Genomic DNA, 26,074 nt, shown 5'->3' with positions numbered 1-26,074 from the left:
GGCCTTACCATGCCCTGCGTGACGCACGACGACGCTCCGCTGCTGGCGGACCTCATGCCGTGGTCCGTCGCACCGCTGCGGCCTGGCCGCGCCTGGCCGACGGCACCCGATCCCGGTTCCCTGAAGGCCCGGTGGGAGGCCCTGCTCAAGGCCGAGGGACCGGACCGCGAGGCCCTCTTCGAGCCGACCCGGGCCCGCACGCCGCACTCCGCGGTGGGCCAGCTCCCGGGCCAGTCCACCGGTACCGAGCGGCTGGCCCGCGCCGAGGGCCCCTGCGCCGAGCCGGTCCGCGTCCTGTCGGCGCCCTTCGACGAGCAGTGGCTGATCCCGGACCACCGGCTGATCGACGCCGCGCGCCCGGAGCTGTGGCGGGTGGCGGACGCGCACCAGGTCTTCACGGTGGAGACGGGAGACGAGGACGGCCCGCTCCTGGCGACCTCGCTGCTGCCCACGCTCCGCACCGGCCGCGTCCGCCCCTTGTACCGCCGCCCCGGTGGCAACGAACCGAATCTCGCGCCGGGCCTCGCGGCCCACCTTGCCGACCGCCTGGGCGAGTCCCCCGCTCCGGTCGACGTACTCTCCTGGATCCTGGCGGCCACCACTCCCGCCCTGACCGTCCCGCTCACCGACGACCCGGACATCTGGTCGGCCGGGGTCGAACTGGGCCGCCGCATGCTGTGGCTGATGCGCCGCGACGGCGAACGCCCCAAGCTGCCGGGCGGCCGCCGCCCCTACGTCCGCGCACCCCTGCCGACCCGGCCCGGCACTCTTCTCTACGACTCCGACGACGAGACCCTCCACGTCGACGAGGGCCGCATCTCCCCCGTGCCACCGCAGGCCTGGGACTACGAGGTGGCCGGGGTCCGGGTCCTGGAGTCCTGGTTCACCGCCCGCACGACGGCGGCCGAACCGGGCACGCTGGCCGCGATCCGCCCGGCGGGCTGGCCGCAGGCCTGGACGTCGGAACTGCTGGAACTGATCACGGTTCTGGCCCTGCTGGCCGAACTGCGGCCGCAGCGGGCCGAGTTGAAGGTGACGACCTCGATCACGGCGACCGGCCTGCGGGAGGCGGGCATCCTCCCGGCGCCGGAGTCCTCCCGCCGCCCCGCCTCGGTCCTGGACCACCACGAGGAGGGCCCGGAGGGCCAGTTCGCCCTGATCTAGCGGCGGCGTGGAGCGGCTTCCTCAGGAGCGCGGGTCGACGCTCGGCGCGTTCGCGGTTCACCGGTTGCCGGGCTGCTGACAAACCCGCCGGTCGCGGGCCATGATCCGGTCATGGAACAGCCCACGGACACCCAGCCCCTGCCCCTTGCCGGCATCACCGTCGTCGCCGTCGAACAAGCCGTGTCCGCGCCCTTCGCGACCCGGCAGCTCGCCGACCTGGGAGCCCGGGTCATCAAGGTGGAGCGGGTCGACGGCGGCGACTTCGCGCGCGGCTACGACACGGCGGCCCGCGGTCTCGCCTCGCACTTCGTGTGGTGCAACCGCGGCAAGGAGTCCATCGCCGTGGATCTGAAGGATCCGCGGGGCCTGGACGTCGTACGGCGGCTGATCGCGGACGCGGACGTGTTCGTGCAGAACCTCGCCCACGGGGCGGCGGCCCGGCTCGGTCTCGACGCGGCCACGCTGTGCGCGGCGCATCCGCGGCTGATCGCCGTGGACATCTCCGGGTACGGCTCCTCGGGGCCGTACGCGGACAAGCGGGCGTACGACATGCTCGTGCAGTGCGAGGCGGGGCTCGTGTCGGTGACCGGCACGCCGGAGCAGCCGGTGAAGGCGGGCGTCCCGGCGGCGGACATCGCGGCGGCCATGTACGCGTTCTCCGGCGTGCTGGCGGCCCTCGTGCGGCGGGGGACGACCGGGCGGGGCGGGCCGGTGGAGGTGTCGATGCTGGAGGCGCTCGCCGAGTGGCTGGGGCATCCACTGCACCATGCGATGCATGGAGGTGAGCCCCCGGCGCGCACCGGCCTCGCGCACGCCGTCATCGCGCCCTACGACGCCTATCCGACGGCGGACGGCGGACGGGTGCTGCTGTCCGTGCAGAACGACCGGGAGTGGCGGCGGCTGGCCGAACAGGTCATGGGCCGACCGGAGCTGGGGACGGACCCGGCGTACGCCACGAACGCGTCACGGGTCGCGAACCGGCAGAGGACGGACGAGCTGGTGGCGCGTGCGCTCGGCGCGCTGGACGCCGAGGAGGCGCTGGCCCGGCTGGAGAAGGCGGGCATCGCCTGTGCCCGGCTGCGTGATCTGCACGAACTGGCCGGGCACCCGCAGCTGGCGGCCCGGGAGCGGTGGCGTGAGGTGGGTTCGCCGGTCGGGCCGCTGAAGGCGCTGCTGCCTCCCATCACACTGCCGGGCGGGGACGAGGCACGGATGGGTGATGTGCCCGCGCTCGGGCAGCACACCGAGGCGCTGCTGCGTGCCGTGGGGATGACGGACGACGAGATCGCAGCGATGCGCCGGGACGGTGTGACGGCCTGAGCGCCGGCGACCCGGAAGGGGTCCAGGGGCCGTGTGTGGCCGGGTCGGCGGCGGCTCGGTGGTGGCTCGACGGCCGCTCAGCTTCTGCTCAGCGGTCGGTCAGCTGCCGCTCAGTGACCCCCGAACAGCGAGCGACGCAGCCGACGCAGCGGTGCGAAGAGGGAGACGCGGCTGACCCGCCTGCCCCGGTCGCTGCGCTGCTGTGCGGTGTCACGCGCCGTCAGCTCGCGCATCAGCGAAGTCGCCTCGACCGTCTCCCGCTGCGGTATGGCGGGACCCGCCAGCACCGACAGATGGCGGTCGAGGCGCGAACTGGTCGCGCTGCTGCCGCAGGTGATCGCAGGGACCCTGGCCCTGCTGCGCACTGTTATCTGCTCCATGTCACTCCCCACCCGTACGAGTCCACCCGGCCCGGGCAGAGTAACCCTATCGCCCCAGGGCGGCACGCGTGTATCGCGTCCACAGGATTCACCTTCCCTGCAAGGCGGTTGACCATCCCACGTTGACTACTCTCCGAATCCGACCGATTTCAGGGTGAGTTGGACTATGGGCTGGCCGGTGGGCTGCGCTGAGCCCCCGTCAGGCTCGACGGTTACGGCGAGTGACGTCGAGGAGGTGTCGAGGCCTTTCGCGACCAAGGGCGTGTCGCCCGCGAGGAGCCCGAGGGAGCGCGGCTGCGCCCGGGGTCGCATGAGCCAGAGCTGGCGGACGCGGCCGGCGGGCGGGCTGCCGTATCCGCTGAGGGTGACGACGGCTTCTCCCTGCGAGGCGGAAGCGATCACTCCGATCGCGCGGCCCCGTGCGTCCTTGCTGGTGGTGGCGCGGGCGTCGGCCGCGGCCAGAACGTGGGCGATCTCACGTCCCCGGGCCTTCTCCGCGGCGAGCCGGTCCTCGGTGCGCTGCGCCTGCACGGCGAAGAGCGAGGCGACGACGAGGGCAGCCGCCGCGGTGGCCGTGGCGAACGGCACGAAAAGGGGGCGCGTGCGGGGTGTACGGGCGCGTCCCGGCGGGGGCTGGGTGCCCCAGACGTGCGGCGGCAGTTGCGGCGTGCGCTCCCGGACCGGTGCCTGGGCCTGGGTTCGGACCCGGGCCTGCTCCTGCGGGATGGTGCGTACGGCGGCCAGCACCCGGTGGCGCAGCTCGGGGGGTGCGTGGGCGGCCGTGGACCAGGCGAGGCGCACCGCGTCCTCGGCCAGCTCCCGCACCTCGGCGGCGCACCGGTCGCAGCCCTGCAGGTGTTTCTCGAACCGGCGCCGCTCGCCGGGTTCCAGGGCGTCGAGGGCGTAGGGCGCGGCGAGGGAGTGCAGGTCCTCGCGGCGCAGCAGCTTGCCGAGGATGCTCATGCGGCGCCTCCCAGGCATTCGCGGAGCCGGGTGAGCCCGTCGCGCATCCGCGTCTTCACGGTGCCGAGCGGCAGCGAGAGCCGCTCGGCCACCTCACGGTAGGTGTAGCCGTCGTAGTAGGCGAGGGTCACGGACTGGCGTTGCAGGTCCGTGAGCCGGCGCAGACAGCGGCGTACCCACTCGCGCTCCATGCCGGCCTCGACCTCCTCGGCGACCTGGTCGAACGCGGGCTCCCCGGCCCGCACCGCCTCCCGCTGCTCGCGTTCGCCGGCCGCGCGGGCGCTGCGCACCCGGTCGACGGCGCGGCGGTGGGCGAGGGTGAGGATCCAGGACAGCGCGCTGCCCCGGCCGGGGTCGTACCGGGCGGCCGAGCGCCAGGTCTCCAACAGCACCTCCTGGGCGACCTCCTCGGACTGTGCCGGGTCGCGCACCACCCGTCGTACGAGCCCGTACACCGGCCCGGACACCAGTGCGTACAGGTCCTCGAACGCCCGCTGGTCGCCGCCCGCGACGAGCACCAGAAGCTCGTCCGCCCGCACCCGGGCCCCCTCTCCGTGGCCGCAGCCGGCCCTTCCGCGCACTCCACGCATCCGCACGTAGGCACACCTCCCGCGGGAGATACGGATCGGCGGGCCGAAAACGCGGGTCGGGGCGGGCCCAAAGTTTTTCCGCGGATTTTCTCCGTCCGACCAATCCGATCCCCGGGCCCGCTCCGAAGACCCGACCGTCAAAGGCAAGTCGGCACTGAGGACGGACGCATGACACCTCTCTTCTCCAGGAGTCTCCTCTCCAGAAGCGCCAGGGGACGTACGGGCCTGGCCACGCTCCTGTGCGGTGCGCTGGCGGCCGGAGGGCTCGCGGCCGCCGGCGTCGCCACGCTGGAACCCGGGACGGCCTCCGCCTCCTCCCACCGGGAGGCCCCACTGATCTCGGGGACCCCGCAGTACGACAACACCGACCTGTACGCGTTCGTCAGCCCGGACAGGCCCGACACGACGACGATCGTGGCGAACTGGATCCCGTTCGAGGAGCCGGCGGGCGGGCCGAACTTCTACACGTTCGCCGACGACGCCCAGTACGACATCCACATCGACAGCAACGGTGACGCGCAGGACGACATGGTGTTCCGCTACACCTTCACGACCCACACGAAGAACGGGAACACGTTCCTGTACAACACGGGTCCGGTCACCAACCTGGCCGATCCCGACCTCAACATCACGCAGACGTACGACATCGATCTGCTCCGGCTCAAGCACGGGCACGCGGTGTCGCGGACGAAGCTCGCGGACGACGTGCCGGCGGCACCGTCGGACGTCGGCAAGGCGTCCATGCCGGACTACGGCAAGCTGCGCGCCCAGGCCGTCTACAAGACGGCGGGCGGCGCCGCGACCTTCGCCGGGCAGGCGGACGACCCGTTCTTCGCGGACCTGCGCGTCTTCGACCTGCTGTACGGCGGGAACCTCAGCGAGGTCGGGCGGGACACCCTGAAGGGCTACAACGTCAACACCATCGCCCTGCAGGTGCCGACCGACCTGATCCGGGAGTCGGCCGGGCAGCCGGTCGTCGGCATCTGGTCCACCACCCAGCGCCGCAACGCGCAGGGCTACTACACGCAGGTCTCGCGCCTGGGCAACCCGCTGGTCAACGAGGTGGTGAACCCGCAGAAGGACAAGGACAGGTTCAACGCCTCGCAGCCCGCGTACGACGCCCAGTTCCTGAAGAACGTCACCAACCCCGAACTGCCGAAGCTCATCGAGTCGATCTACAAGATCAAGGCGCCGAGCGAGCCGCGCAACGACCTGGTCGACGTGTTCCTGAAGGGCGTCAAGGGCCTCAACCAGCCCCCGAACGTGCGCCCTTCGGAGGAACTGCGCCTGAACACCTCGATCAAGCCGGCCATGCATCCCAAGCGGCTCGGTGTTCTCGACGGCGACAACGCGGGCTTCCCGAACGGGCGCCGGCTCACCGACGACGTGATCGACGAGGCGCTGCAGGTCGTCGAGGGCGAACTGGTCGGCTCCAAGAACGACTTGGGCGACGCGGTGGACAAGAACGACCGGGGCTTCGAGAAGTACTTCCCGTACGTCGCCGAGCCCACTTCGGGTTCGCGCGGCCCGCTCGCCAAGGGCACGACGGCGGGCACGGACGTCCGCAGCCAGCTCGGCGACGCCCTGCAACCGGCCGGGTCCTCCGGCGGTTCCGGTTCCGGCAACACGGTCCTGATCGCCGCGTCGGCGGCCTCGGGCGCGGCCGGAATCCTGCTCCTCGGCACGGCCGTCGGCTGGTGGCGCCGGCGCATACGCCGCCCGTACTGACCCCCGCCCCCACCCAGACCGGCGCGGCCCGCACCTTCCCCTCCCCCACGGCGGGCCGCGCCATCCGACACGACCGAGCACGCAGGAGACGGCATGGGCCCGCGCAGACAGGACGACGACACGAACGGGCAGAAGGGCACGGGCACCGCCACCGCCGCCACCGCCCCCGAAGAGCCCCCAGCCCACCGCTCCGACCCCCACCCCACCCAGCACATCGCCCACGGCGGCTCCGGCGAACCCTCATCCACCGGCTCCCACCGACCCGCGCCCGAAGAGCCGTCGGAGTCGGCCTCCGTCGGCTCCGGTCCCGATGAGCGTGTGGCCGCCGTTCGGCGGTTCGCCGCTGCCGGGCGGCGGTGGCGGGGCGCCCGACTCGCGGGGTGCGCCGCTCTGTTGGCGGTCGCGTTGACCGGCGGGGCCATCGCCCTGGGGGCCGGTCGGGCGCCCGCCACCGTGCCGGCTGCCTCCGCTGCCGTGGACCCCGGGGTGCTCGGCGGCGGTGACCTGGACGCGAGCATCGCCGCGCTCCAGGCGCATCTGCGGACCCAGCCCAAGGACTCCGGAAGCTGGGCCACGCTGGGCCTGGCCTATGTCGAGCAGGCGCGGACCAAGGGCGACCCCGCCCGCTACCCGCAGGCGGAACGGGCGCTGAACCGGTCCCTCGCGCTGACCCCGGACAACGACCAGGCGCTGGCCGGCCGCGCCGCCCTCGCCGCGGCCCGGCACGACTTCAAGGACGCCCTGGCCTACGCGGACCGGGCACTGCGGCAGAACCCGTACAGCGAGCGCGCGCTGTCCTCCCGTATCGACGGCCTGGTCGAACTCGGCCGGTATCCGGAGGCGTTGAAAGCCGCCGAGACCGCCGACACACGCAAACCGGGGGTGCCGGTCTTCACGCGGTACGCGTATGTACATGAGCTGCGAGGTGACGTGGCGACCGCACGCCGGGTACTCAAGCAGGCCCTGGCCGGAGCCACGTCACCCGGCGACATCGCCTACGTGGCCACCCAGCTCGGCCAACTCGCCTGGAACCAGGGCGATTACCGGGCCGCCCTCGCGTACTACGCCCGCGCACTCGCCGCCGACGACACCTACCTGCCCGCGCTGGAGGGCCGTGCGCGTGCGCAGGCGGCGAGCGGGGACCGCGCGGCGGCGATCAAGGGGATGGAGACCGTGGTGTCCCGGTATCCGCTGCCCGGTCCGCTGGTCGAACTGGGCGAGCTCTACGAGGCGCGGGGCGCGGCCGGCGACCGGGCCAGGGCGCGCCGGCAGTACGCCCTCGTGGACGCCTGGATCGCACTGGCCAAGGCCAACGGAGTCAACGCCGACCTCGACACCGCACTGGCCGCCGCCGACCACGGCGACAAGGCGGCCGCCCTGCGCGCGGCCCGCGCCGAATGGGCCCGCCGGCACACCGTGCACACCGCGGACGCGCTGGCCTGGGCGCTGCATGTGAACGGCCGGGACGCCGAGGCGCTGCCGTACGCCCGCCGGGCCACCGCCACCGGTTACCGCAACGCCGCCTTCCTGTACCACCGGGGCATGATCGAGCTGGCCGCAAACCGGCGCACGGCCGGTCGCGCCTCCCTCACCGCGGCCCTGCGCCTGAACCCCGGTTTCTCCCCGCTCGGCGCGGCCGAGGCCCGCACCGCCCTGGAGGCGACGAAGTGAAGCTCCGCCTCCCCTTCCTGCTCCTCGCGATGAGCGCGCTCGCGCTGCTGCCGGCCGGCGCGGCGAGCGCGCATCCGCTCGGGAACTTCACGGTCAACCGCTACGACGGCCTGGTCGCCGCTCCCGGGCAGCTCCGCATCGACCATGTGGAGGACCTCGCCGAGATCCCGGCGACCCAGGCCGGGCCCGACCTGCAGCGGCTGGGCACGGCGCAGTGGGCCCGGCAGCGGTGTGCGCGGGCCGCCGAGGACAGCAGGCTGAGCGTCGACGGCCGTACGGCCACGCTGACCGCCGTCGGCGCCACGGCGCGGCTGCGTCCCGGTCAGGCGGGGCTGCACACCCTCCGGGTGGAGTGCCGGCTGACCGCCCCGCTCCCCCGCGGCGCCACCGTGACCCTCGGCTTCCACAGCGCGGGCGCCACCGGCGGACCCGGCTGGCGGGAGATCACCGCGCGCGGCGACCGTATGACACTGACCGGGACGGACGTGCCGAAGACGTCGGTCTCGCACGAACTGACCACGTATCCGAAGGACTTGCTGTCCTCGCCCGCCGACACCACCGCCGCCTCCGTGCGCCTGCGCCCCGGCGGCCCGGCCCTCGCCGAGGAGCGGCAGGCGGAACCGGGCGCCGCGATCCTGCCGCGGGGCGCCGACCGCTGGACCCGCGCGCTGGACGACCTGGTGGCCCGCCACGACCTCACCGTCGGCTTCGCCGCGCTCGCGCTGCTCGTCGCGGTCGTCCTCGGCGCGATGCACGCGCTCGCGCCCGGCCACGGCAAGACCCTGATGGCCGCGGCAGCTGCGGCCCGCGGGGGCCGGGCAAGGCTTCGGGACGTACTGCCGCTGGCCGCCTCGGTCACCGTGACCCACACCCTGGGCGTGGTCGCCCTGGGCCTGCTCGTCACCGCCGGTTCCGCCGCCACGCCGTCGGTGATCGCCTGGCTGGGCATCGCCGGCGGGGCCCTGGTCCTGGCGGCCGGCGCGGGTCTCGTACGGAGGGTCTGGTCAACCCGCCACCCTCAGCCCCATCAGCATGGGGAACACACCCATGGGGAGCACACCCATGGTGGACACGCCCACAGCCACGGCGACTCCGGTGATGCCCACACCCATGAAGGGCACACCCACAGCCACGGCGGCCAGACCCATGCCCACGGCGGCCACACCCACACCCACCCCGCCGCCCCCACCCTTCGCGGCACCCTCCTGCTCGGCTTCGCCGGGGGCCTTGTCCCCAGCCCGTCCGCCGTGGTGGTTCTCGTCGGTGCCGCCGCGCTCGGGAAGGCCTGGTTCGGGCTGCTGCTCGTCGTGGCCTATGGTGCCGGGCTCGCGCTGACGCTCACCGCGGCCGGGTTCGCCGTGGTGCGGCTGGGGTCGGGGGTGAGCCGGGTGCTGGAGCGGCGTCCGCGCTGGACCGCCCACCCGGTGGCCGGGCTGGTGCGCCGCTCCGTACCGCTCGCGTCCGCGCTGGTCGTCATGGCCCTGGGCGCCGGATTGGTGCTCAAAGGGGCCGCATCCGCGCTTGGCTGAGCTAACTTGGGGTGAATCACGCGACGGGGAGAAATCACACGACTTGCCTTGGGGGCGCCCGTGTCCGAAGAGCCGGGCCGCGAACGTGTGATCGCGGGCCGCTACCGTCTGCTGTCCCCGCTCGGCGAGGGCGGCATGGGCACCGTGTGGCGCGCCCGGGACGAGGTGCTGCACCGCGAGGTGGCCGTCAAGGAGGTGCGGGCCCCGGCCGGGCTGCCGGCCTCCGACGTGGAGCGGATGTACGCGCGCCTGGAGCGGGAGGCGTGGGCGGCGGCCCGGGTCGCCAACCGCAACGTCGTCACGGTGTACGACGTGGCCCTGGAGGGCGGCCGGCCGTGGATCGTGATGGAGCTGGTGCGCGGGCTGTCGCTCGCCGACCAGTTGGAGGCGGAGGGCCCGCTGTCGCCGCAGCGGGCGGCGCACATCGGTGCCGAGGTGCTGTCCGCGCTGCGCGCCGCGCACGCCGCCGGGGTGCTGCACCGGGACGTGAAGCCGGCCAACGTGCTGCTCGCCAACGACGGCCGGGTGGTGCTGACCGACTTCGGGATCGCCTCGGTCGAGGGCAGCTCCGCGCTGACCATGACCGGTGAGGTGATCGGCTCGCCCGAATTCCTCGCCCCGGAGCGGGCGTTGGGGCGGACGCCGGGGCCGGAGTCGGACCTGTGGTCGCTGGGCGTGCTGCTGTACGCGGCGGTGGAGGGCGTCTCGCCGTTCCGGTACGACACCCCGATCAGCACCCTGCGTGCCGTCGTGGACGAGGAGTTGCCGCCGCCGCACCGGGCCGGTCCGCTGGCCCCGGTCATCGAGGGTCTGCTGCGCAAGGATCCCGCCGAACGGCTGGACGCCGGGCGGGCGGAGCACGAGCTGCGGATCGTCGCGGCCGGGGGTGCCCCCTCTGGGGGAGGTGCGCCCCGGGCGGCCACGCTGCCGGTGCCGCCGTACAGCGCGCCGACGGCCGCCGCGCCGTACCAGCAGCCCTACCCCACTCCGCCGCAGCCCGTGTCCGGCGCCACGACACCCACGGCGTCAACGGCGTCCACGGGCTCCGACGCGCCCCAGCGCGGCCGGCGGGCGGGCGCGGTCCTGGTGGCGGGCCTGCTCGTCCTCGCGCTCGCGCTCGCGGGGCTGACGTACGCGCTGTTGAACCGTGACAACGGCCGCGGTCAGGGGAACGCGGGCGGCCGCGCCCGGGCGAGCGGCGGCGCACGGACGCCGACCGCGCACGGCAGCACCGGCTCGGGCACGACACCGCCGCCGTCGCCGAGCGGCAGCACGTCGTCGAGCGCACAGCCGGCGCAGTCCGTGGACGTCACCGTGGCCGGCGCGCACACGACGTACTCCGGGAGCTGTCCGCCGCCGGACGGGCAGACGCCCTCCTTCACGGCGACGTTCACGGTGGGGCGGCTGCCCGCGCAGGTGGAGTACCGGTGGGTGACGACCCGTGGATCGGTGTCCGACCCGGGGTGGCACACCCTGTCGTTCCCGGACGGCGGCGGGAAGAGCCGGCAGGTGCGGGTGACCCTGACGGTGTACCGCGGCAGCGGGACGACCGAGGACCGGATCGGTGTGAAGGTGCGCGCTCCCGTGCAGACCACGTCGAACGCGGTCCCGTTCTCGGTGAGCTGTACGACGGCCACGGCGACGGAGACCCCGTCGGGCGGGGCCTCCGCTTCGGCATCGGGCTCGCCGGGGAGTTCACCCTGAGGGGCGAGCCCGTTCGGGTCACGCGTTGTTCGTGAACACCGGCAGATAGCCGCCGGAGTGACCGGCCGCGGTGGGGTGGTAGGACTCGCCGATGTCGAGCCAGTTGACACTGTGCAGCCACGAGTCGCCGGAGCAGATCTCGTGGGTGGAGAAGGCGGTGCGGACGTCGCCGAAGACGAAGCCGTGGGCCTGGGCGCGCTTCTGGATGGCGGCGTCGATGTAGTCGGCCGCGCCGTTGATCGCGGACCGCTTGGTGTCGGAGAGGCCGAGGCAGGTCTGGCCCAGCAGGTAGAAGCGGGGGTAGCTGAGCACGACCACCCGGGCGTTGGGGGCCTTGGCGCTGATCGCGTTGTAGACGGTGTCCAGCTTGCCGGGGAGCGTGGAGTCGACGTACGCCTTCGCGGTGTTGATCCGGTCGATGCAGGCGCTGTCGGACTGGATCACACAGGTCGTCATGACGTCGGAGAAGCCGGCGTCGTTGCCGCCGATGGTGATGGACACCAGTGAGGTCGAGGAGCTGAGCGAGCCGAGCTGGCCCGCCATGACGTCGTCCGTCGTGGCGCCCGAGCAGGCGTTGAACGCGAACGAGGACGGGCTGTGGGCGGCGTTCCACAGGTACGGGTACGCCTTGGTGCTGCGGTCGCAGGAGCCGCTGGAGCTGATGTAGCTGCCCGCGCCGACTCCGGAGGAGTAGGAGTCGCCGAGGGCCACATAGCCACCGGTGGCGGCGGTCGCATGGCCGGCCCCGGTGAGACCGAGGCCGGCGGCGAGGAGGAGCGAGGTAACGAATCCGGTAAGTCGGGAACGTCTCATGGAACCTCCCTTTAGCAGGATCTCTGCCACAACTGTCGTAGCAACTACGCGTGTTGACGGGAAGTGTCCATGCCAAGACTTTTGTGGTCTCAACAGGATCAACGCGAAACGTTCACGGCTCATCTATTGCATGGACATGCCAGTCCTGTTGACGATTCGACAACCGCCGTCTTGACGGCCCCACATGGACTGCGCCACATTGAAGCCCGGCATCCGGCGCGTCGGGGGGCAAAGTCGGTCATGCAGACCATACGCATCAAGACATCTTCATTGCCGCTGCTCGCGGGGGCCGCGACCGCTGTCGCGGGGTTCGGCGCGCTGCTCGCTCTCATCGACTCCGCTTCTCCGCTGCGCGGCCCGTGCACCCTGTTCTTCCTGATCACGGCACCGGCCGTGGCGCTCGCCGCGGCGCTGCGCGGGCTGAATCCCTTCGGCCGAGCGCTCTGCGCACTTGCGGGCTCGGTCGTCGTCAACATGCTGGTCGCCCAAGGCATGCTCGCGGTCCACCGCTGGTCGGTCCGCGGCGGGGTGGTCGCGGTGACCGTGCTGAGTCTGCTGCTCCTGCTCCTGAGCCTGATCCGGGAACGAATTTCCGGAAAACGCACACAAACCCGAACAGCACCGGCCAAGGTTGTGTAACGGCCAAACCAACAAAACCGTGAGGCAGTCCCCCAGGGGTTGCCTTTCGGGTTCAATCGTCAATAACGTCGTACATCTCACCCGCACCGGCACGTCGGCACACGGCTCCAGGGGAGGGCTCAGGGCCGCGGCGTCCACCGGCGCGGGGCGCGGTAGGGGGGTGCCGTGCTCGGTGACCGCAACTGTGACCGAGTCGTGCCGCGCGACCGGCTGCCGTTCTTCTCCGGCAGACGGCCAGCTTTGCCAGCTCATCGACGTGCACGGAGATCGGTTCGCAGTCGATTCGCAGATCGATTCGCCGCTCGGTCCCCCGTGCCGAAGATGACGACAACCCCCCTTTCGAACCGGAGACAGAGCCGGGCCGCCCGGGGGTGGGCGGTCCACCGGACGAGAGGGAAAAGACACATGAGTTCCGTCCTGCGCCCGCCGAGTTCGGGCCAAGATCCTTTAATCGCCGCGCACTACCGGCCGATCTCCTCCCACCTGGCGATCACGCCGCCGGTGAGCGTGGTGATTCCCGCCATGAATGAGGCGGAGAATCTGCCCTACGTCTTCAAGACCCTTCCGGACTGGATACACGAAGTCGTCCTGGTGGACGGCAATTCCACGGACGACACCGTCGAAGTGGCCCGTTCGCTGTGGCCGGACGTCAAGGTCGTCGAACAGCGGGGCAAGGGCAAAGGGGATGCCCTGATCACCGGGTTCGAGGCCTGCAGCGGCGACATCATCGTGATGGTCGACGCGGACGGCTCCGCCGACGGCAACGAGATCGTGTCGTACGTCTCCGCCCTGGTCTCCGGCGCCGACTTCGCCAAGGGCTCGCGCTTCGCCAACGGCGGCGGCACCGACGACATGACCTTCATCCGAAAGCTCGGCAACTGGGCGCTGTGCACGGTCGTCAACCGCAAGTTCGGCGCCCGCTACACCGACCTGTGCTACGGCTACAACGCGTTCTGGCGGCACTGCCTGGACAAGATCGACCTCGACTGCACGGGTTTCGAGGTCGAGACGCTGATGAACATCAGAGTGGTCAAGGCCGGCCTGAAGGTCCAGGAGATACCCAGCCACGAGTACCTCCGCATCCACGGCACCAGCAACCTGCGGGCCGTGCGCGACGGGTTCCGGGTGCTCAAGGTCATCCTCGGGGAACGTTCCAACCGGCGTGAACTGCGCCGCCAGGAACGCCACTCGCCGATGCTCGACACGGTCCGGGGAGAGGTGTCTTGACAGATCCCGGCATCTCCGTCGTGATCTGCGTGTACACCGAGGACCGCTGGGGGGACATCCTCGCGGCGGTCTCCTCGGTGCGCGCGCAGTCGTACCCGGCGCTGGAGACGCTCCTGGTCGTGGACCACAACCCGGCCCTGAAGGACCGGCTGGAGCGCGAGTACAAGGAGAGCGCGGGCGTCCGGGTGCTGGCCAACGCGGGCCCGCGCGGCCTGTCCGCCGGCCGCAACACCGGTATCGCCGCCTCCCACGGCGAGGTCATCGCCTTCCTGGACGACGACGCCGTCGCCGAACGCGACTGGCTGCGCCGCTTCGCCGAGGGCTACGCCGACCCGCGCGTCATGGCGGTCGGCGGCCGTACGGTGCCCGTCTGGGCGTCGGGCCGGCGGCCGGCCTGGTTCCCGGAGGAGTTCGACTGGGTGGTGGGCTGCACGTACAAGGGGCTGCCGCCGGGCCGGGTCCGGGTGCGCAACGTGCTCGGCGGAAACGCTTCCTTCCGGCGTACGGCGTTCGAGGCGGCGGGCGGCTTCGCGACCGGCATCGGCCGCGACGGCGACCGCCGCCCGCTGGGCTGCGAGGAGACGGAGCTGTGCATCCGGCTCACCCGGGCCCGCCCCGACGCCGTCCTGCTCATCGACGACCGCGCGGTGATCCACCACCGGGTGCCCGCGCCGCGCGAGCACTTCGCGTACTTCCGCACCCGCACCTACGCCGAGGGCCTGTCCAAGGCGCTGGTCGCCCGGAGCGTCGGCGCGGACAAGGGACTGGAGTCCGAACGCCGGTACGCCACCAGGGTGCTGCCCGCGGGGGTCGCTCGTGGCCTGCGGGACGCCTTCCTGGCCCGGCCGGGCGGCGCGGGACGCGCGGGCGCGATCGTCGCCGGGGTGCTGAGCGCCGCCGGCGGCTACGCGCTGGGCAGCCTGCGGGCGCGGCGCGGCGGTACGACGTTCTCGGTGGCGCCGATCGAAGGGGGAACCGGTGAGTGACACTGCCGTACCGATCCTGATGTACCACTCCGTCGCCACCGCGCCCAACGACGCCACCCGTGCCCTGTCGGTCGCGCCGGAGGCCTTCGCCGAGCAGATGGCGCTCATCGGCGACCTGGGCCTGACCCCGGTCAGCACCGCCGACCTCGCGGCCCGCTGGCGCTCCGGCCGCCCGCTGCCCGCCCGGCCGGTGCTGATCACCTTCGACGACGGCTACGAGGGGGTGCACCGGCACGCCCTCCCCGTCCTCGCCAAGCACGGCTTCCCGGCCACCCTGTTCGTCTCCACCGGCTGGATCAGGGGCGCGTACGACACCGGGGGCGGCCTGGACGCCATGCTCGACTGGCCGCAGGTGCGCGAACTGGCCGCCGCAGGCGTCGAGATCGGCGGGCACAGCCACACCCACCCGCAGCTCGACCAGCTGGGCGACGACGCGCTGCGCACGGAGCTGACCCGCTGCACGCAGATCGCCAGGGACGAACTCGGCACCCGGCCGGTGTCGTTCGCCTACCCCTACGGCTACTCCGACCGCAGGGTCCGCCGGGCCGTGCACGAGGACGGGTACGCACAGGCCCTCGCCGTCGGCAACGCGCTCGCCCGCCGCCGCCAGGGGCCGTACGCCCTCCAGCGGGTCACGGTGCGGCGCGCCACCGGTGTGGAGGAGTTCGAGCGGCTGCTCCACGGCCGGGCCGTCGTCCGCACCTTCGCCAGGGACCGCGCCCTCACCAAGGGCTACGCCCTCGTCCGCAGAGCCCGTCAGGTCCGCCGGAAGGCCATCCGTTCCCGTGTCTGACACGACGACCACGACCGAGTCCACGACGACCGGCGCCGAGCCGCCCCACAAGTCCGGGCGCCGCCTCAGGCTGCCCGGCACCGGCCGGTCCTCCGGCGGCAGCCCGCTGTTCCGCAACGCCTACGCGCTGATGCTCAACACCGGCATCTCCGCCGTCCTCGGACTCGGCTTCTGGCTGGCCGCGGCACGCTACTACTCCGAGTCGGCGGTCGGGCAGGGCTCGGCCGCCATCGCCGCGATGAAGTTCCTCGCCGGGCTGACCGCGGTGACCCTGACCGGCGCACTGGCCCGGTTCATCCCGGTGGCCGGCAGACGCACCGGGCGGCTCGTCTTCCGTACCTACGCAGGCAGTTCCCTGCTGGTGGCGGTCGCGGCGGGCGCCTTCCTGCTGACCCTGGACACCTGGGGGCCGTCGTACCGCTTCCTGCACGGGACGGTCAACGGGCTCGGCTTCATCGCGGCCGTCGTCGCGTGGAACGTGCTCACCCTGCAGGACGGTGTGCTGACCGGGCTGCGCAGCGCCACCTGGGTGCCGGTGGGCAACACCGTGTTCTCGGCGGTGAAGCTGGCCCTGCTCGTCGCGTTCGCCGCGGCCATCCCGACCACCGGCGTCTTCGTCTCCTGGGTGGCCGCGATCGCCACCTCGGTGGTGCCGCTGGGCTGGCTGGTGTTCCGGCGGCTGGCGCCCCGGCACGTCAAGGCGACCGAGGGGCGCACCGAGCCGCCGACACTGAAACAGGTCGGCCGGTTCCTGGCCGGGGACTACACCGGCTCGCTGTTCTCCCTCGCGGTGATCTACCTGGTTCCGGTGATCGTCGCCTCGCAGGTCAGCTCGGCGGAGAACGCGTACTTCTACATCGCCACCACGATCGGCGGCACGACCGACCTGCTCGCCATCAACATGGGCGCGTCCCTCACGGTCGAGGGCTCGCACGACCCGGCACGGCTGGCCTCCTACACCCGCGCCGCGCTGAAGCGGATGGCCCGGATCATGCTGCCCATCGCGGCCCTGTGGATCATCGGCGCGCCCTGGATCCTCGGCGTGTTCGGCGCGGGCTACGCGCACGCGGCGACCCCGCTGCTGCGCTGGCTCGCGGTCGGCTCGGTGCTGCGGGTCGTGATCGAGACGTACTTCGCGGTGCTGCGCGCCCGCAGCCGCACCGCCGGACTCGCCTGGCTCCAGGGCCTGTTGTGCGCCCTGACGCTGGGCCTGACCCTGCTGCTCCTGCCCCGGATGGGGCTGACCGGCGCGGGCCTCGCCGAGGCCGCCAGCCTCGCGGTGATCGCCGCGATCGCCGCGCCGAGGCTCTGGAGGACGATCCGGGCCGCGACCGACGCCGTGCCCGACTCGGCGGCACCGGACGGGGACCTCGCCGACCTGGGAGCACCCGGGATCCCGGCCTCCCCGGCGCGCCGGCACAGCCCGGCCTGGGCGCTGGACTCCGACACCCTCGCCCTCGGCATCCACGTCGACTTCGACCACGTGGAGCGCCGGCCGGACGTCCGCCCGGGCCCCGGCACCCCGCCCGCCGGTACGCCGGTGCCGGCGGCGCGTCCGGTCGGTCTCCCGGTGGAGGAGAGGGCGCCCGGCACCGAGGCCTCAGTCGGCCCGGCCGAGGCGGAACTGCTGCGGGAGGCGGAGGCCGCCGAGGTCGACGCGCCGTTCACGGCGGAGGAACTGGACGCGTCCGTCGGAAGGACCGACTCCGTGGCAGGGACCGACGCACCCCGCGCGCAGGCCCGGGCGGACACCGCCGTACCGGACGAGCCGGTGTCGCCGCGGCAACGGCTGCTGCCCACCCGCACCGGTGTGGTCCTCGGCTGTCTGCTGATCGCCGCGCTGCTGCTGTACTGGGTGCCCGCGCTGCGGCTCGGCGAGGCCGACCTGGACCGGATGGGCGGGCTCGGGCTGGTCTCGGTGCTGCCGCTGCCGACGCTGGCCGGAGCGGCCCTGCTGGTGATCGTCTTCGCCGCGCTGCTCTGGCTGCGTCGCGAGCACCGGGCGCTGCTGCTGCTCACGCTGGTGGCGACGGTCGTGTCGCTGCACGCGCTGCCCGCGCTGATCGAGACCGAGCCGCGGTTCCCGACGGCCTGGCAGCACCTGGGGTTCATCGACTACATCGACCGCACCGGGTCCGCCGTGCCGGACCTGGACGCCCGCTGGAGCTGGCCGGGCTTCTTCGCGGTGGCCGCGTTCGTCGGCCGGGCCTGCGGGGTCACCGACTTCACCGAGGTCATCCGCTGGTGGCCGACGGCCGTACAACTCGCCTATCTCGCACCGATGTTCCTGCTCACCCGCTCCCTGCGGGCGAGCTGGCGGGCGAAGTGGACCGGCGTCTGGCTGTTCGTGCTGTGCGGCTGGGTGGGCCAGGACTACTTCTCGCCCCAGGGCTTCACCTACCTCCTGTACCTGGTGTTCGTGGCGATCCTGCTGGTCTGGTTCCGCCCGCCGCGGGTGATCTGGACGAAGTTCCGTCCGGGCGAGGCCGAGGTGGAACCGGCCGGCCGCCGCCAGCGGGCGGTCCTCCTGCTGGTGCTGATCGGCCTGTACGCGGCGAGCGTGCCCGCGCACCAGCTCACCCCGTTCGTCATGCTCGGCGTGCTCGCCGCCCTCGTCCTGCTGGGCCGGTCCGAGCTGCGCGGGCTGCCGCTGCTGTTCGCGGTGCTGGTCGCCGTCTGGGTGGGCTTCATGGCCGAGCCGTACTGGTCGGGGCACTTCAACGACCTGTTCGGCGGGGTCGGCGGAGTCGGCAGCAATGTCTCCACGTCCGTGTCCGGCCGGATCCAGGGCGGCAGTTCGACCCACAAGCTGGTGCTGTACACCCGGGTGCTGCTGGCCGGCTCGGTCATGACCTTCGCCTGCTGGGGCTGGTGGCGCCGGCGCTTCCACCGCTACCGCGAACGCTCGCTGCTGGTGCTCACCTTCGTGCCGTTCCTGGGCTTCGGCATGCAGTCGTACGGCGGCGAGATGGCGCTGCGCGTCTTCATGTTCGCGGTGCCCGGCGCGGCCCTGCTCGGCGCCCTCGCCCTCTTCCCGCGCACCGGCGTCACCGCGAGGGAACGCGAGAAGGACCGGGTCAGCCTCGCTCCGCTGGCCGCGCTGCTGGCCGGGCTGCTGCTGATGGGCGGCTTCCTGGTGGCCCGCTGGGGCAACGAGCCCTTCGAGCGCACCCGGCCCGGCGAGGTCGCGGCCATGAACTGGGTGTACGCCCACGACAAGCCGACACTGCGGCTGCTGTGGCTGACCCAGGACACGGTCAACGACGTAACCCCGGCGATGCCGTGGGGATCGAAGGACATGGAGCGGGTGAACTACGTGCCGACGCTCGCGCCGACCGACCCGGTACTGGTGTCGGGCCTGGTCAAGGCGCTCAAGGACGCCGGCCCGAACTCGTATCTGATGATCAACAAGAGTCAGGTGACCTATCTGCGGCTGGACGCGGGCTACTCCACGACCTGGGAGCCCCGGCTGATCGAGAACCTGGACGAGCGGCAGGAGCTGACGAAGGTCCTGGTCAACGACGACGTCACCGTGTTCGCGCTGCGCAGGCAGCCGGCGGGCCCGGTGCCGAATCCGCACCCGGGGCCGATCGGGCCCCAGGTGACCTGGACCCCGTGGTCGGTGGTCGGCGCGCTGGCCGCCGTCGTCCTGATCCTGCTGCTGGCCGGACGGGAGGTCGCACGGGTCGCCGTCCGGCCCGGCGTACGCCAACTGCGGTCGCTGCAGGGCGCGTTCTGGTTCTCGCTGCCGCTGCTGGCGGTGGTGCTGGCCTCGCTGGTGCAGCGGTTCCTGACCATGAAGTGACGCATGGGGTGACGGGTGTGGGGTGGCTCAGCGGTCGAGCCACTTCACCTCGTAGGGCTGCATGTCGAACCGCCTGCCGTCGACCTGGGCGCTGATGGTCCGGTTCTGCGTGTTGACCACGAGGACGGTCCTGGCGTCGGCCAGGACGCGGACGTTGGGCACGTCGTCCGGCGCGACCTGGACCGTCTCGTACCTGGTGCCGGGCGGGAACGCCCTGGCGAACCGGGACACCAGGTCGTACATGGGCAGGGCCCTGCCGCCGCCGGCGCTGTCGGTGGGCGTCCACAGGCAGCCGGCGCAGTCGGTGCCCGCCTTGTCCTCCGGGTTCCAGTAGAAGCCGGACTCGGCACCGCCCTTGACCATGGCGATCATCCCGGTGGCCTGTACGGCGACGCGGTGCGGCTCGGTCCAGCCCTTGCGGTCGTCGTTGCCGTCGCCGGGCTCGACGTAGTACTCGGCCCACCACAGCGGCAGGCCGTGGGTCTGCTGTCGTACCCATGTGCTGACCGCCGTCAGTTTGTCGGTGGCCGCGAACTCGTTCGGCAGCATGTCGTCGTCACGGGTGTAGCTGGAGCCGTCGACCACGGTGAAGTCGGCGCCCGTCCTGTGCGCGTTCCAGTAGGAGAAGGCGTCGAGCACCCGCTGGTCCATGGCGCCCCAGGGCCCCTTCAGCGCGGTGGAGGCGTTCGGGTCCCGCGGGTCGACGCTGTCCATCACCAGGTAGGGCCCGCCGACCATGATGTTCCTGTCGACCTTCTTCAGTGCCTGGTACACGAGGTTGTACATCCTGGTGTAGCCCTCGTAGTCCCAGCGGGACCTGGCGTCGTTCCAGAAGCCCTTGAACTCGTTCCAGACGACGAAGTGCTTCACGTCCGGGTAGCGGCGGGCCACGGTGGCGGCGAGGTCGGCGAAGTCCTGGTAGTGGCCGGGGGTGGGTGCCTTCTCCAGGGCGGCCTGACTCCAGTCCGTGTTGCCGACGCCGGCCCTGCCGCCCTTCATCCAGTCCGGGGAGCAGCACAGCGTGATCACCGGGGTGGCGCCGGAGGCGCGCATGAAGTCGACACGGCGGTCGAGGGCGCCGAAGTCGTAGCGCCCCTCGACCGGTTCGGGATTGTCCGCGCCCCAGCCCATGATGTGCTGGTTCTGCGCCAGACCGGCATCCTGCCCGAGCAGTCGCCGCACGCGCGCGGTCGCCTCGCCTGCGCCCTCGTCGGCGCTGTACTGGGTGTGGGTGAAACCCCAGCCGACGTACGGTTCCGGTTTCGCGCCGGGACGGGCGGGGGTGCCGTGCACCTTGTCGCCGTCACGTATGGTGCCGGCCGTGCTGGGTCCGCCGGACAGCGTGCTGAACAGGGTCACGGCCAGGGCCAGCGCGGCCGCACCCACACCGAGCAGGGCGGTGAGCCGCCACCGCCGAGTATCCGAATCCCACCCATGACGTCCCATCAAGGACAACGGTAGCGGCGGAAGCGGCGCCTCGGGCAGGTCTTGGGAACACCCGGAACAGTCTTGGAACACCCGGAACAAGGGGAGGAAATGCCGTGCGCGGAGCGCACCGGTGGCGGATCATGGCCGCATGTCTGCTAACCCGCACGACGCTCTGCCGATCCGGCTCAACGTCGACGACTCCGACTCGCCGTCCGACGTCGTCGACGCGCTGTTCCTCGGCCGCTTCGCGACGGGCGAGCAGCCGTACTCGCACGCGGCGAACATCGACCGCGTCCGTACCGGCGCGACCCTGCTGCCCGACGGCGCGCGCGTCCTCCGGGTCGCCCGCGACGAGGACCGCAGCGCCACCCTCGCCGAGGGTGACGGCTGGACCCTGCTCGTCTCCCGCTGGAACCGCGGCGCGGACGTCACGGTGACCGCGACCAGCGCCGAACTGGCCAAGAAGGTCCTCGACCAGGCCACGGACGGCGCCGCCGACGAGCCCGAGCCACAGCCCGAGAACGTCACGATGGGCTTCTGGTACGTCTCCCCCAGGCGCGGCCCGCACCGCACCACCCGGCAGATCTCCGCGGGCACCTGGGAGGAGGTCCGGCCCAACTACACGGCACCGGTGGCGGAGGCGATGGACCGCCTGATGAAGACGACCCCGGAGGACATCGCGGGCCGGCTGCTCCTCCTCCACGGCCCGCCGGGCACCGGCAAGACCTCCGCCCTGCGCACCCTGGCCCGTTCCTGGCGCGACTGGTGTCAGGTGGACTGCGTCCTGGACCCCGAACGCCTCTTCTCCGACGTCGGCTATCTGATGGACATCGCGATCGGCGAGGAGGACTCGGCGGGCAAGGGCCGCTGGCGTCTTCTGCTGCTGGAGGACTGCGACGAACTGATCCGCGGCGAGGCCAAGCACACGGCGGGCCAGGCCCTGTCCCGGCTGCTGAACCTCACCGACGGCCTGCTCGGCCAGGGCCGCAACGTCCTGGTCGGCGTCACCACCAACGAGGACCTGGAGCGTCTGCACCCGGCCGTGGTCCGCCCCGGCCGCTGTCTGGCCCGCATCGAGGTGGGCAGGCTGACCCAGCGGGAGGCGGTGAGCTGGCTCGGCGGCGAGGCCGACGGCCGGGAGGAGGCCGTCGGCCGGGACGGGGCGACGCTGGCCGAGCTGTTCGCACTGCGCCGGGGCACGTCACCGACCTCGGTGCCCGGGGCGCGGGACGGCGCGGACGCGGGCCTGTACCTGTAGTGCTTTGATGGTGCTGTGACCTTGTTGGTCGGCACCTCCGGGTGGCAGTACAAGGACTGGCGGGACCTCGTCTATCCGGCCGGGGTCCCGGCACGGCTGTGGCTGGAGGAGTACACGCGCCTCTTCGCGACGGTGGAGATCAACAACGCGTTCTACCGCCTCCCCTCCCGCGAGAACTTCGAGGCGTGGCGGGACCGGGTCCCGGAGGACTTCACGGTCGCGGTCAAGGCCAGCCGTTATCTGACCCACATCAAGCGCCTGAAGGAGCCCGAGGAACCGGTTCACCGCCTGATGAGCCACGCGGCGGGCCTCGGCGACCGCCTGGGCCCGGTCCTCCTCCAGCTCCCCCCGACCCTGCGCGCCGACCCCGCGCTCCTGGACGCCTGCCTGGCCTGCTTCCCCTCCGGTACGCGGGTCGCGGTCGAACCGCGCCACGACTCCTGGTGGACGGCACAGGTGCGGGACGTCCTGTCGGCCCGGGGCGCGGCCCTGTGCTGGGCGGACGTCCTGGCCCGCCCGGTCACCCCGCTGTGGCGCACCACCGACTGGGGCTACGTCCGCTTCCACCAGGGCCGCGCCCACCCCTGGCCCCACTACGGCAAGCGGTCCCTGGAGACGTGGGTCGACCGCATCGCGACGACCTGGGAGCGGGGGCAGGACGTGTACGCGTACTTCAACAACGATCCGGGGGGTGCGGCGGTGCGGGACGCGGTGACGTTCGGGAGGGCGGCGGGACGGGCGGGGCTGAGGGTGACACGGATCCCGGAGCCGGCGAAACTGCGCTGACCCTCAGCCCCCGTAGGCCGCCCGCAGGGCATCCCGTACGGCGGCCAGCGCCTCCGGCTCCCCGAGCCCCAACCGCCGCACACGCTCCGCGTACGCCTGAGCGGCCAGGGAAGCCTCGCGTTCCGCGGCCGAGCCGGCGGCAGCCACGAACGTTCCGTTGCGCCCCCGCGTCTCGATCACCCCGTCGCTCTCCAGCGCCCGGTACGCCTTGGCCACCGTGTTCACCGCGAGGCCCAGGGACTCGGCCAGCCCCCGCACGGTCGGCAGCCGGTACCCCACCGGCAGTGCCCCGGACCGCGCCTGCTCGGAAATCTGCGCTCGCACCTGCTCGTACGGGGGCGCGCTGTCATCGATGCGGATCTTCAGGCTCACGGGCCGATTGTCCCGCACCCGCCGGAAAATCGGAGGCATCCCCGGCACGCCTGCGCCTACGGTGCCTACCCATGACAGTGATCGTGCGCGACCTGCGACCCGATGTGCCGGCCGACACCGAGGGGTTCGCCCGGGTCCGCCATCTCGCCCTGCCCTACATCCTGTTCACCTCGGACTCGGTGCGTCACAACGCCGCCCACATGCCCCCCGAGGCCCGCTACCGCCCGCTGGTCGCGGAGGAGGACGGCGAGGTGATCGGCACCGCCCAGGTCCATCTGGCCCACGACAGCACCGAGCCGGGCCAGGGCCTGCTGAACATCTACGTGCGGCCGGACCGGACCGGTCGCGGCGCCGGCGGGCTGCTGCTGCGGGCGGCCGAGGAGTACCTCGCCGCCCAGGGTGCGACCAGGCTGCTCAGCTGGGTCCTCGACGAGCCGGCCAACCGCGCCTTCGCGGAACGGCACGGCTATCACGGCAGCCGGTCCGCCCACTTCCTCCGCCTCGACCTGGCGGACGCCGGCCTCCCCGCCGTCCCTGCGACCCCGCCGGGCGTCGAGCTGCGCACGGCCGCGGACTTCGCGGACGACCCGCGGCCGCTGTTCGAGCTGGACGCGGAGACCATGCTGGACGAACCGGGCGACGTCGACTTCGAGTACACGGACTACGAAGCCTGGATCGAGCAGTACTGGAAGCATCCGCTGCTGGACCGCGAGCTGACGGTGGCGGCCTGTGTCGACGGCCGTCCGGTCGCCTTCAGCGTGGCCTACACCGACGGGGGTACCCGCTACTCCACCGCGATGACCGGCACCGTGCGCGCCCAGCGGGGCCGCGGCCTGGCCAAGCTCGTCAAGGCCCACTCCCTGCACCGGGCCCGTGCCGCCGGGTTCCGGGAGGCCTTCACGGGCAACGACTCCGGGAACGGCCCGATGCTCGCGGTCAACAAGTGGCTCGGGTACGGGATCTGTGCGGCGGAGGTGCGCTATGTCCGCGAACTCGGCTGAACCGGCGGCCCCGCTGGACATCGTCCTGGTCAAGGCGGGCCGGACGAAGATCCGTTACCCGGCCGAGCTGCTCGGCGACGACGGCACCCGCATCACCGTACGCGCGCCCTGGGCGGGCTCCGGCGACCGCGACTTCGGCTTCGTCCGCTTCGAGGCGGGCGATGTCTTCACCGAGTACTACTGGCGGAACCGCTGGTACTCGGTGAAGGAGGTGCGCGCCGCCGACGGCACCGTGAAGGGCTGGTACTGCGACGTCACCCGCCCGGCGGTCCGCACCGGCGGTGAACTGGTCGTGGAGGACCTCGACCTGGACCTGTGGCGCTCCGCCGACGGCACGGACGTACGGCGGCTGGACGAGGACGAGTTCGCGGAGAGCGGGCTGACGCAGAGGGACCCGGAGGCCGCGTCCGCCGCGCTGGCCGCCCTGGACGAGCTGGAGGCGCTGGCCCGCGCCGGCGGCTTCGAGGAGTTGCTGTGCTGACACCCTCGGCCACCGCCCGCCCGGCACACGCCGGCTCACGCCCGGCGCGGGCCGCCGCACAGTCGGCGACGGCTCCAGGCCCCCGCTCTCACACCCTCGCCACCACCGCGTACCGCTCGTCCGCCACGGCCTTGCCCCACAGCACCGGGTCGCCGGACAGTCGCTCCACGCGCACGTCCGGGCTCAGCGGTGCGAGCAGCGCGGTGAGGCGGGCGGCGGGTATGCCCACGGGGTGCAGGGTGCCCCAGACGCCCTCCACCAGGACGAGGCGGCCTCCGGGGCGCAGCAGGTCCCGCCAGTGCCGCAGGGCCCGGCCGGGCTCCGGCAGGGTCCAGAGCACATGCCGTACGAGGACCACGTCGAAGCGCTGCTCCCCGACCGGCGGGGCGGCGGCCTCCCCGCGCAGGACCACCGCGTCGCGCCCGGCGAGCTTGGCGCGGGCCCGCTCGACCATGGCCGGGGAGGAGTCCACGCCGGTCACCCGGTGTCCCTGTTCGGCCGCGAGGAGCGACAGGCTGCCGGTGCCGCAGCCCAGGTCGAGGAGGTCGGCGGGGCGCTCGGGCAGCCAGGAACGGAGCCGGTCCGCCCAGGCCGCACGGATCCCGGAGTCGCGCAGACCGTGGTCGGGCTCGTCGTCGAAGGCGTCGGCCTCGGCGTCCCAGTCGACTTCCGGGGCACCCGCCGCAACCGTGTCGTCGTTCACGTTCGTCATACCCGAAGAGTGACAGCCGCCACTGACAACCCGGCTCCGATGAGGAACTCTCGCCAAAAGCGTCTACCTCCGTGACAACACGGAAACTCGGTAGGCGCTGAAGGAGGCAGTCATGCGCCGCACAACCGTGCAGAAGCCCCTGAAGAGGACGGACGGCCGCCGGATCCGCGACGAGGCGGAGGAGCGCCCCTGCGGGCGCCCCGAAGTGCGCAAGGACGTCGCACGCACCTGGTGGCCCGACGGTTGAACCGCCGGGGCCGTCAGTCCAGCCGCTTGCGGTAGTGGATGCGGTCGTAGGGCCCGTCGACGCGGCGTTCCACGACCTCGTATCCGTACTTCGGATAGATCCTCCGGTTCTCCCACATCAACGCGTTCGTGTAGAGCCTGATCTCGCCGAGGCCCAGCTCACGCGCGCGTGCCTCGACGAAACGCAGCAGCCGCCGTCCGACGCCCGTGCCGTGGGCGCCGGGGCGGACGGCGATGCTGTCCAGGAACAGATGGCCGGCGAACGCCTCGATCACGACCAGCCCGTCGACGGGCTCTCCCGTGACGAACACCTTCCCGGCGGCCACGTTCGCGGCGTGGTCCGTCTCCATGGGCTGTGGCACCACCCCGATGCGCTCGATGTAGTGCCGGTAGGCCGCGTCCGTCACGGCCTTGACGGCCGGCACGTCGTCGACGACAGCGGGCCGGACACGCTCCGGGATCTCTTCGGTCATGGGCG

Annotated in this window: 24 protein-coding genes; 16 read left to right on the top strand and 8 right to left on the bottom strand. The window is 72.5% G+C overall.

Annotated elements, in window-relative coordinates:
• Window positions 1-9: 9 nt before the first annotated feature.
• A complete protein-coding gene (locus tag LMU33_RS07535) occupies window positions 10-1,164 on the top strand; it encodes a type ISP restriction/modification enzyme (RefSeq protein WP_228618525.1) in 1,155 nt (384 codons plus the stop codon).
• Window positions 1,165-1,275: 111 nt separating this feature from the next.
• On the top strand, window positions 1,276-2,484 hold the full coding sequence (locus LMU33_RS07530) for a CaiB/BaiF CoA transferase family protein (protein ID WP_228618523.1): 1,209 nt from the start codon (window positions 1,276-1,278) through the stop codon (window positions 2,482-2,484).
• Window positions 2,485-2,594: 110 nt separating this feature from the next.
• Here the strand turns inward: LMU33_RS07530 and LMU33_RS07525 are convergent, their stop codons facing one another.
• From LMU33_RS07525 to LMU33_RS07515, 3 genes are all read right to left on the bottom strand, one after another.
• A complete protein-coding gene (locus LMU33_RS07525) occupies window positions 2,595-2,864 on the bottom strand; it encodes a hypothetical protein (RefSeq protein WP_228618522.1) in 270 nt (89 codons plus the stop codon).
• 126 nt (window positions 2,865-2,990) lie between these two features.
• Window positions 2,991-3,827: an anti-sigma factor gene (locus LMU33_RS07520; RefSeq protein ID WP_228618520.1), complete on the bottom strand. Its 837-nt coding sequence runs from the start codon at window positions 3,825-3,827 to the stop codon at window positions 2,991-2,993.
• Window positions 3,824-4,366, bottom strand: a complete 543-nt coding sequence (locus LMU33_RS07515; protein WP_228618518.1) for a sigma-70 family RNA polymerase sigma factor — start codon at window positions 4,364-4,366, stop codon at window positions 3,824-3,826. Before LMU33_RS07515 ends, LMU33_RS07520 begins: the two co-directional genes overlap by 4 nt.
• Window positions 4,367-4,585: 219 nt before the next feature.
• Here LMU33_RS07515 and LMU33_RS07510 point away from each other — a divergent pair, with 219 nt between their 5' ends.
• From LMU33_RS07510 to LMU33_RS07495, 4 genes are all read left to right on the top strand, one after another.
• The gene (locus tag LMU33_RS07510; protein ID WP_228618516.1) at window positions 4,586-6,145 is read left to right on the top strand and encodes a DUF4331 domain-containing protein; all 1,560 of its coding nucleotides are present in this window, start codon (window positions 4,586-4,588) and stop codon (window positions 6,143-6,145) included.
• Window positions 6,146-6,238: 93 nt separating this feature from the next.
• Window positions 6,239-7,816: a tetratricopeptide repeat protein gene (locus tag LMU33_RS07505; protein ID WP_228618515.1), complete on the top strand. Its 1,578-nt coding sequence runs from the start codon at window positions 6,239-6,241 to the stop codon at window positions 7,814-7,816.
• A 29-nt stretch (window positions 7,817-7,845) separates the two neighbouring features.
• Window positions 7,846-9,345 carry a HoxN/HupN/NixA family nickel/cobalt transporter gene (locus LMU33_RS07500; RefSeq protein WP_228619068.1) on the top strand — a complete coding sequence of 500 codons (1,500 nt, stop codon included), beginning with the start codon at window positions 7,846-7,848 and terminating at the stop codon, window positions 9,343-9,345.
• 60 nt (window positions 9,346-9,405) lie between these two features.
• Complete coding sequence (locus LMU33_RS07495; RefSeq protein WP_228618513.1) at window positions 9,406-11,049, top strand: serine/threonine-protein kinase; 1,644 nt, start codon at window positions 9,406-9,408, stop codon at window positions 11,047-11,049.
• A gap of 18 nt (window positions 11,050-11,067) precedes the next feature.
• Here the strand turns inward: LMU33_RS07495 and LMU33_RS07490 are convergent, their stop codons facing one another.
• On the bottom strand, window positions 11,068-11,862 hold the full coding sequence (locus LMU33_RS07490) for an SGNH/GDSL hydrolase family protein (protein WP_228618511.1): 795 nt from the start codon (window positions 11,860-11,862) through the stop codon (window positions 11,068-11,070).
• A 240-nt stretch (window positions 11,863-12,102) separates the two neighbouring features.
• Here LMU33_RS07490 and LMU33_RS07485 point away from each other — a divergent pair, with 240 nt between their 5' ends.
• The 5 genes from LMU33_RS07485 to LMU33_RS07465 all read left to right on the top strand — a co-directional run bounded on the left by LMU33_RS07485 (window position 12,103) and on the right by LMU33_RS07465 (window position 19,312).
• On the top strand, window positions 12,103-12,501 hold the full coding sequence (locus LMU33_RS07485; protein ID WP_228618510.1) for a hypothetical protein: 399 nt from the start codon (window positions 12,103-12,105) through the stop codon (window positions 12,499-12,501).
• A gap of 405 nt (window positions 12,502-12,906) precedes the next feature.
• Window positions 12,907-13,728, top strand: a complete 822-nt coding sequence (locus tag LMU33_RS07480; RefSeq protein ID WP_228618508.1) for a glycosyltransferase family 2 protein — start codon at window positions 12,907-12,909, stop codon at window positions 13,726-13,728.
• Window positions 13,725-14,714 (top strand): glycosyltransferase family 2 protein, encoded by a 990-nt coding sequence (locus LMU33_RS07475; RefSeq protein WP_228618506.1) that lies wholly within the window; start codon window positions 13,725-13,727, stop codon window positions 14,712-14,714. Before LMU33_RS07480 ends, LMU33_RS07475 begins: the two co-directional genes overlap by 4 nt.
• Before the next feature lie 19 nt (window positions 14,715-14,733).
• A complete protein-coding gene (locus tag LMU33_RS07470) occupies window positions 14,734-15,507 on the top strand; it encodes a polysaccharide deacetylase family protein (protein ID WP_249813499.1) in 774 nt (257 codons plus the stop codon).
• Window positions 15,500-19,312: a polysaccharide biosynthesis C-terminal domain-containing protein gene (locus LMU33_RS07465; RefSeq protein ID WP_228618503.1), complete on the top strand. Its 3,813-nt coding sequence runs from the start codon at window positions 15,500-15,502 to the stop codon at window positions 19,310-19,312. Before LMU33_RS07470 ends, LMU33_RS07465 begins: the two co-directional genes overlap by 8 nt.
• A 27-nt stretch (window positions 19,313-19,339) precedes the next feature.
• On the opposite strand, the gene LMU33_RS07460 is transcribed toward LMU33_RS07465, so the two are convergent.
• On the bottom strand, window positions 19,340-20,758 hold the full coding sequence (locus LMU33_RS07460) for a GH39 family glycosyl hydrolase (RefSeq protein ID WP_228618501.1): 1,419 nt from the start codon (window positions 20,756-20,758) through the stop codon (window positions 19,340-19,342).
• Window positions 20,759-20,888: 130 nt separating this feature from the next.
• Here LMU33_RS07460 and LMU33_RS07455 point away from each other — a divergent pair, with 130 nt between their 5' ends.
• Both LMU33_RS07455 and LMU33_RS07450 read left to right on the top strand, forming a co-directional pair.
• On the top strand, window positions 20,889-21,998 hold the full coding sequence (locus LMU33_RS07455) for a DUF5925 domain-containing protein (protein ID WP_228618499.1): 1,110 nt from the start codon (window positions 20,889-20,891) through the stop codon (window positions 21,996-21,998).
• A 15-nt stretch (window positions 21,999-22,013) separates the two neighbouring features.
• Window positions 22,014-22,784 carry a DUF72 domain-containing protein gene (locus tag LMU33_RS07450; protein WP_228618498.1) on the top strand — a complete coding sequence of 257 codons (771 nt, stop codon included), beginning with the start codon at window positions 22,014-22,016 and terminating at the stop codon, window positions 22,782-22,784.
• Between the two features lie 3 nt (window positions 22,785-22,787).
• Here the strand turns inward: LMU33_RS07450 and LMU33_RS07445 are convergent, their stop codons facing one another.
• Window positions 22,788-23,156, bottom strand: coding sequence for a GntR family transcriptional regulator (locus LMU33_RS07445; protein WP_228618496.1), 369 nt, complete (start codon window positions 23,154-23,156; stop codon window positions 22,788-22,790).
• Between the two features lie 71 nt (window positions 23,157-23,227).
• Here LMU33_RS07445 and LMU33_RS07440 point away from each other — a divergent pair, with 71 nt between their 5' ends.
• Both LMU33_RS07440 and LMU33_RS07435 read left to right on the top strand, forming a co-directional pair.
• Window positions 23,228-24,157: a GNAT family N-acetyltransferase gene (locus tag LMU33_RS07440; RefSeq protein ID WP_228618495.1), complete on the top strand. Its 930-nt coding sequence runs from the start codon at window positions 23,228-23,230 to the stop codon at window positions 24,155-24,157.
• On the top strand, window positions 24,138-24,638 hold the full coding sequence (locus LMU33_RS07435; RefSeq protein WP_228618493.1) for a ribonuclease FAU-1 family protein: 501 nt from the start codon (window positions 24,138-24,140) through the stop codon (window positions 24,636-24,638). Before LMU33_RS07440 ends, LMU33_RS07435 begins: the two co-directional genes overlap by 20 nt.
• A gap of 88 nt (window positions 24,639-24,726) precedes the next feature.
• Here LMU33_RS07435 and LMU33_RS07430 read toward each other — a convergent pair whose 3' ends face one another.
• Window positions 24,727-25,350 (bottom strand): class I SAM-dependent methyltransferase, encoded by a 624-nt coding sequence (locus LMU33_RS07430; RefSeq protein ID WP_228618491.1) that lies wholly within the window; start codon window positions 25,348-25,350, stop codon window positions 24,727-24,729.
• Window positions 25,351-25,462: 112 nt separating this feature from the next.
• Between LMU33_RS07430 and LMU33_RS41350 the strand changes: the two genes are divergently transcribed.
• Window positions 25,463-25,597, top strand: a complete 135-nt coding sequence (locus tag LMU33_RS41350; RefSeq protein ID WP_283844101.1) for a hypothetical protein — start codon at window positions 25,463-25,465, stop codon at window positions 25,595-25,597.
• Window positions 25,598-25,610: 13 nt separating this feature from the next.
• On the opposite strand, the gene LMU33_RS07425 is transcribed toward LMU33_RS41350, so the two are convergent.
• On the bottom strand, window positions 25,611-26,069 hold the full coding sequence (locus LMU33_RS07425) for a GNAT family N-acetyltransferase (protein ID WP_228618489.1): 459 nt from the start codon (window positions 26,067-26,069) through the stop codon (window positions 25,611-25,613).
• Window positions 26,070-26,074 lie beyond the last annotated feature (5 nt).

The organism is Streptomyces barringtoniae (assembly GCF_020819595.1).
GTDB lineage: Bacteria > Actinomycetota > Actinomycetes > Streptomycetales > Streptomycetaceae > Streptomyces > Streptomyces barringtoniae.
Note: the sequence above shows the minus strand (reverse complement) of the source record. Positions and strands in the feature narration are given on the sequence as shown.

What these genes read in the sequence shown, in the direction of transcription:
- LMU33_RS07535 (WP_228618525.1), top strand. Translation starts at nt 10, where the DNA reads ATGCCCTGCGTGACGCACGACGACGCTCCGCTGCTGGCGGACCTCATG.
- LMU33_RS07530 (WP_228618523.1), top strand. Translation starts at nt 1,276, where the DNA reads ATGGAACAGCCCACGGACACCCAGCCCCTGCCCCTTGCCGGCATCACC.
- LMU33_RS07525 (WP_228618522.1), bottom strand. Translation starts at nt 2,864, where the DNA reads ATGGAGCAGATAACAGTGCGCAGCAGGGCCAGGGTCCCTGCGATCACC.
- LMU33_RS07520 (WP_228618520.1), bottom strand. Translation starts at nt 3,827, where the DNA reads ATGAGCATCCTCGGCAAGCTGCTGCGCCGCGAGGACCTGCACTCCCTC.
- LMU33_RS07510 (WP_228618516.1), top strand. Translation starts at nt 4,586, where the DNA reads ATGACACCTCTCTTCTCCAGGAGTCTCCTCTCCAGAAGCGCCAGGGGA.
- LMU33_RS07505 (WP_228618515.1), top strand. Translation starts at nt 6,239, where the DNA reads ATGGGCCCGCGCAGACAGGACGACGACACGAACGGGCAGAAGGGCACG.
- LMU33_RS07500 (WP_228619068.1), top strand. Translation starts at nt 7,846, where the DNA reads ATGAGCGCGCTCGCGCTGCTGCCGGCCGGCGCGGCGAGCGCGCATCCG.
- LMU33_RS07490 (WP_228618511.1), bottom strand. Translation starts at nt 11,862, where the DNA reads ATGAGACGTTCCCGACTTACCGGATTCGTTACCTCGCTCCTCCTCGCC.
- LMU33_RS07485 (WP_228618510.1), top strand. Translation starts at nt 12,103, where the DNA reads ATGCAGACCATACGCATCAAGACATCTTCATTGCCGCTGCTCGCGGGG.
- LMU33_RS07480 (WP_228618508.1), top strand. Translation starts at nt 12,907, where the DNA reads ATGAGTTCCGTCCTGCGCCCGCCGAGTTCGGGCCAAGATCCTTTAATC.
- LMU33_RS07470 (WP_249813499.1), top strand. Translation starts at nt 14,734, where the DNA reads ATGTACCACTCCGTCGCCACCGCGCCCAACGACGCCACCCGTGCCCTG.
- LMU33_RS07460 (WP_228618501.1), bottom strand. Translation starts at nt 20,758, where the DNA reads ATGGGACGTCATGGGTGGGATTCGGATACTCGGCGGTGGCGGCTCACC.
- LMU33_RS07455 (WP_228618499.1), top strand. Translation starts at nt 20,889, where the DNA reads ATGTCTGCTAACCCGCACGACGCTCTGCCGATCCGGCTCAACGTCGAC.
- LMU33_RS07440 (WP_228618495.1), top strand. Translation starts at nt 23,228, where the DNA reads ATGACAGTGATCGTGCGCGACCTGCGACCCGATGTGCCGGCCGACACC.
- LMU33_RS07435 (WP_228618493.1), top strand. Translation starts at nt 24,138, where the DNA reads ATGTCCGCGAACTCGGCTGAACCGGCGGCCCCGCTGGACATCGTCCTG.
- LMU33_RS07430 (WP_228618491.1), bottom strand. Translation starts at nt 25,350, where the DNA reads ATGACGAACGTGAACGACGACACGGTTGCGGCGGGTGCCCCGGAAGTC.
- LMU33_RS41350 (WP_283844101.1), top strand. Translation starts at nt 25,463, where the DNA reads ATGCGCCGCACAACCGTGCAGAAGCCCCTGAAGAGGACGGACGGCCGC.
- LMU33_RS07425 (WP_228618489.1), bottom strand. Translation starts at nt 26,069, where the DNA reads ATGACCGAAGAGATCCCGGAGCGTGTCCGGCCCGCTGTCGTCGACGAC.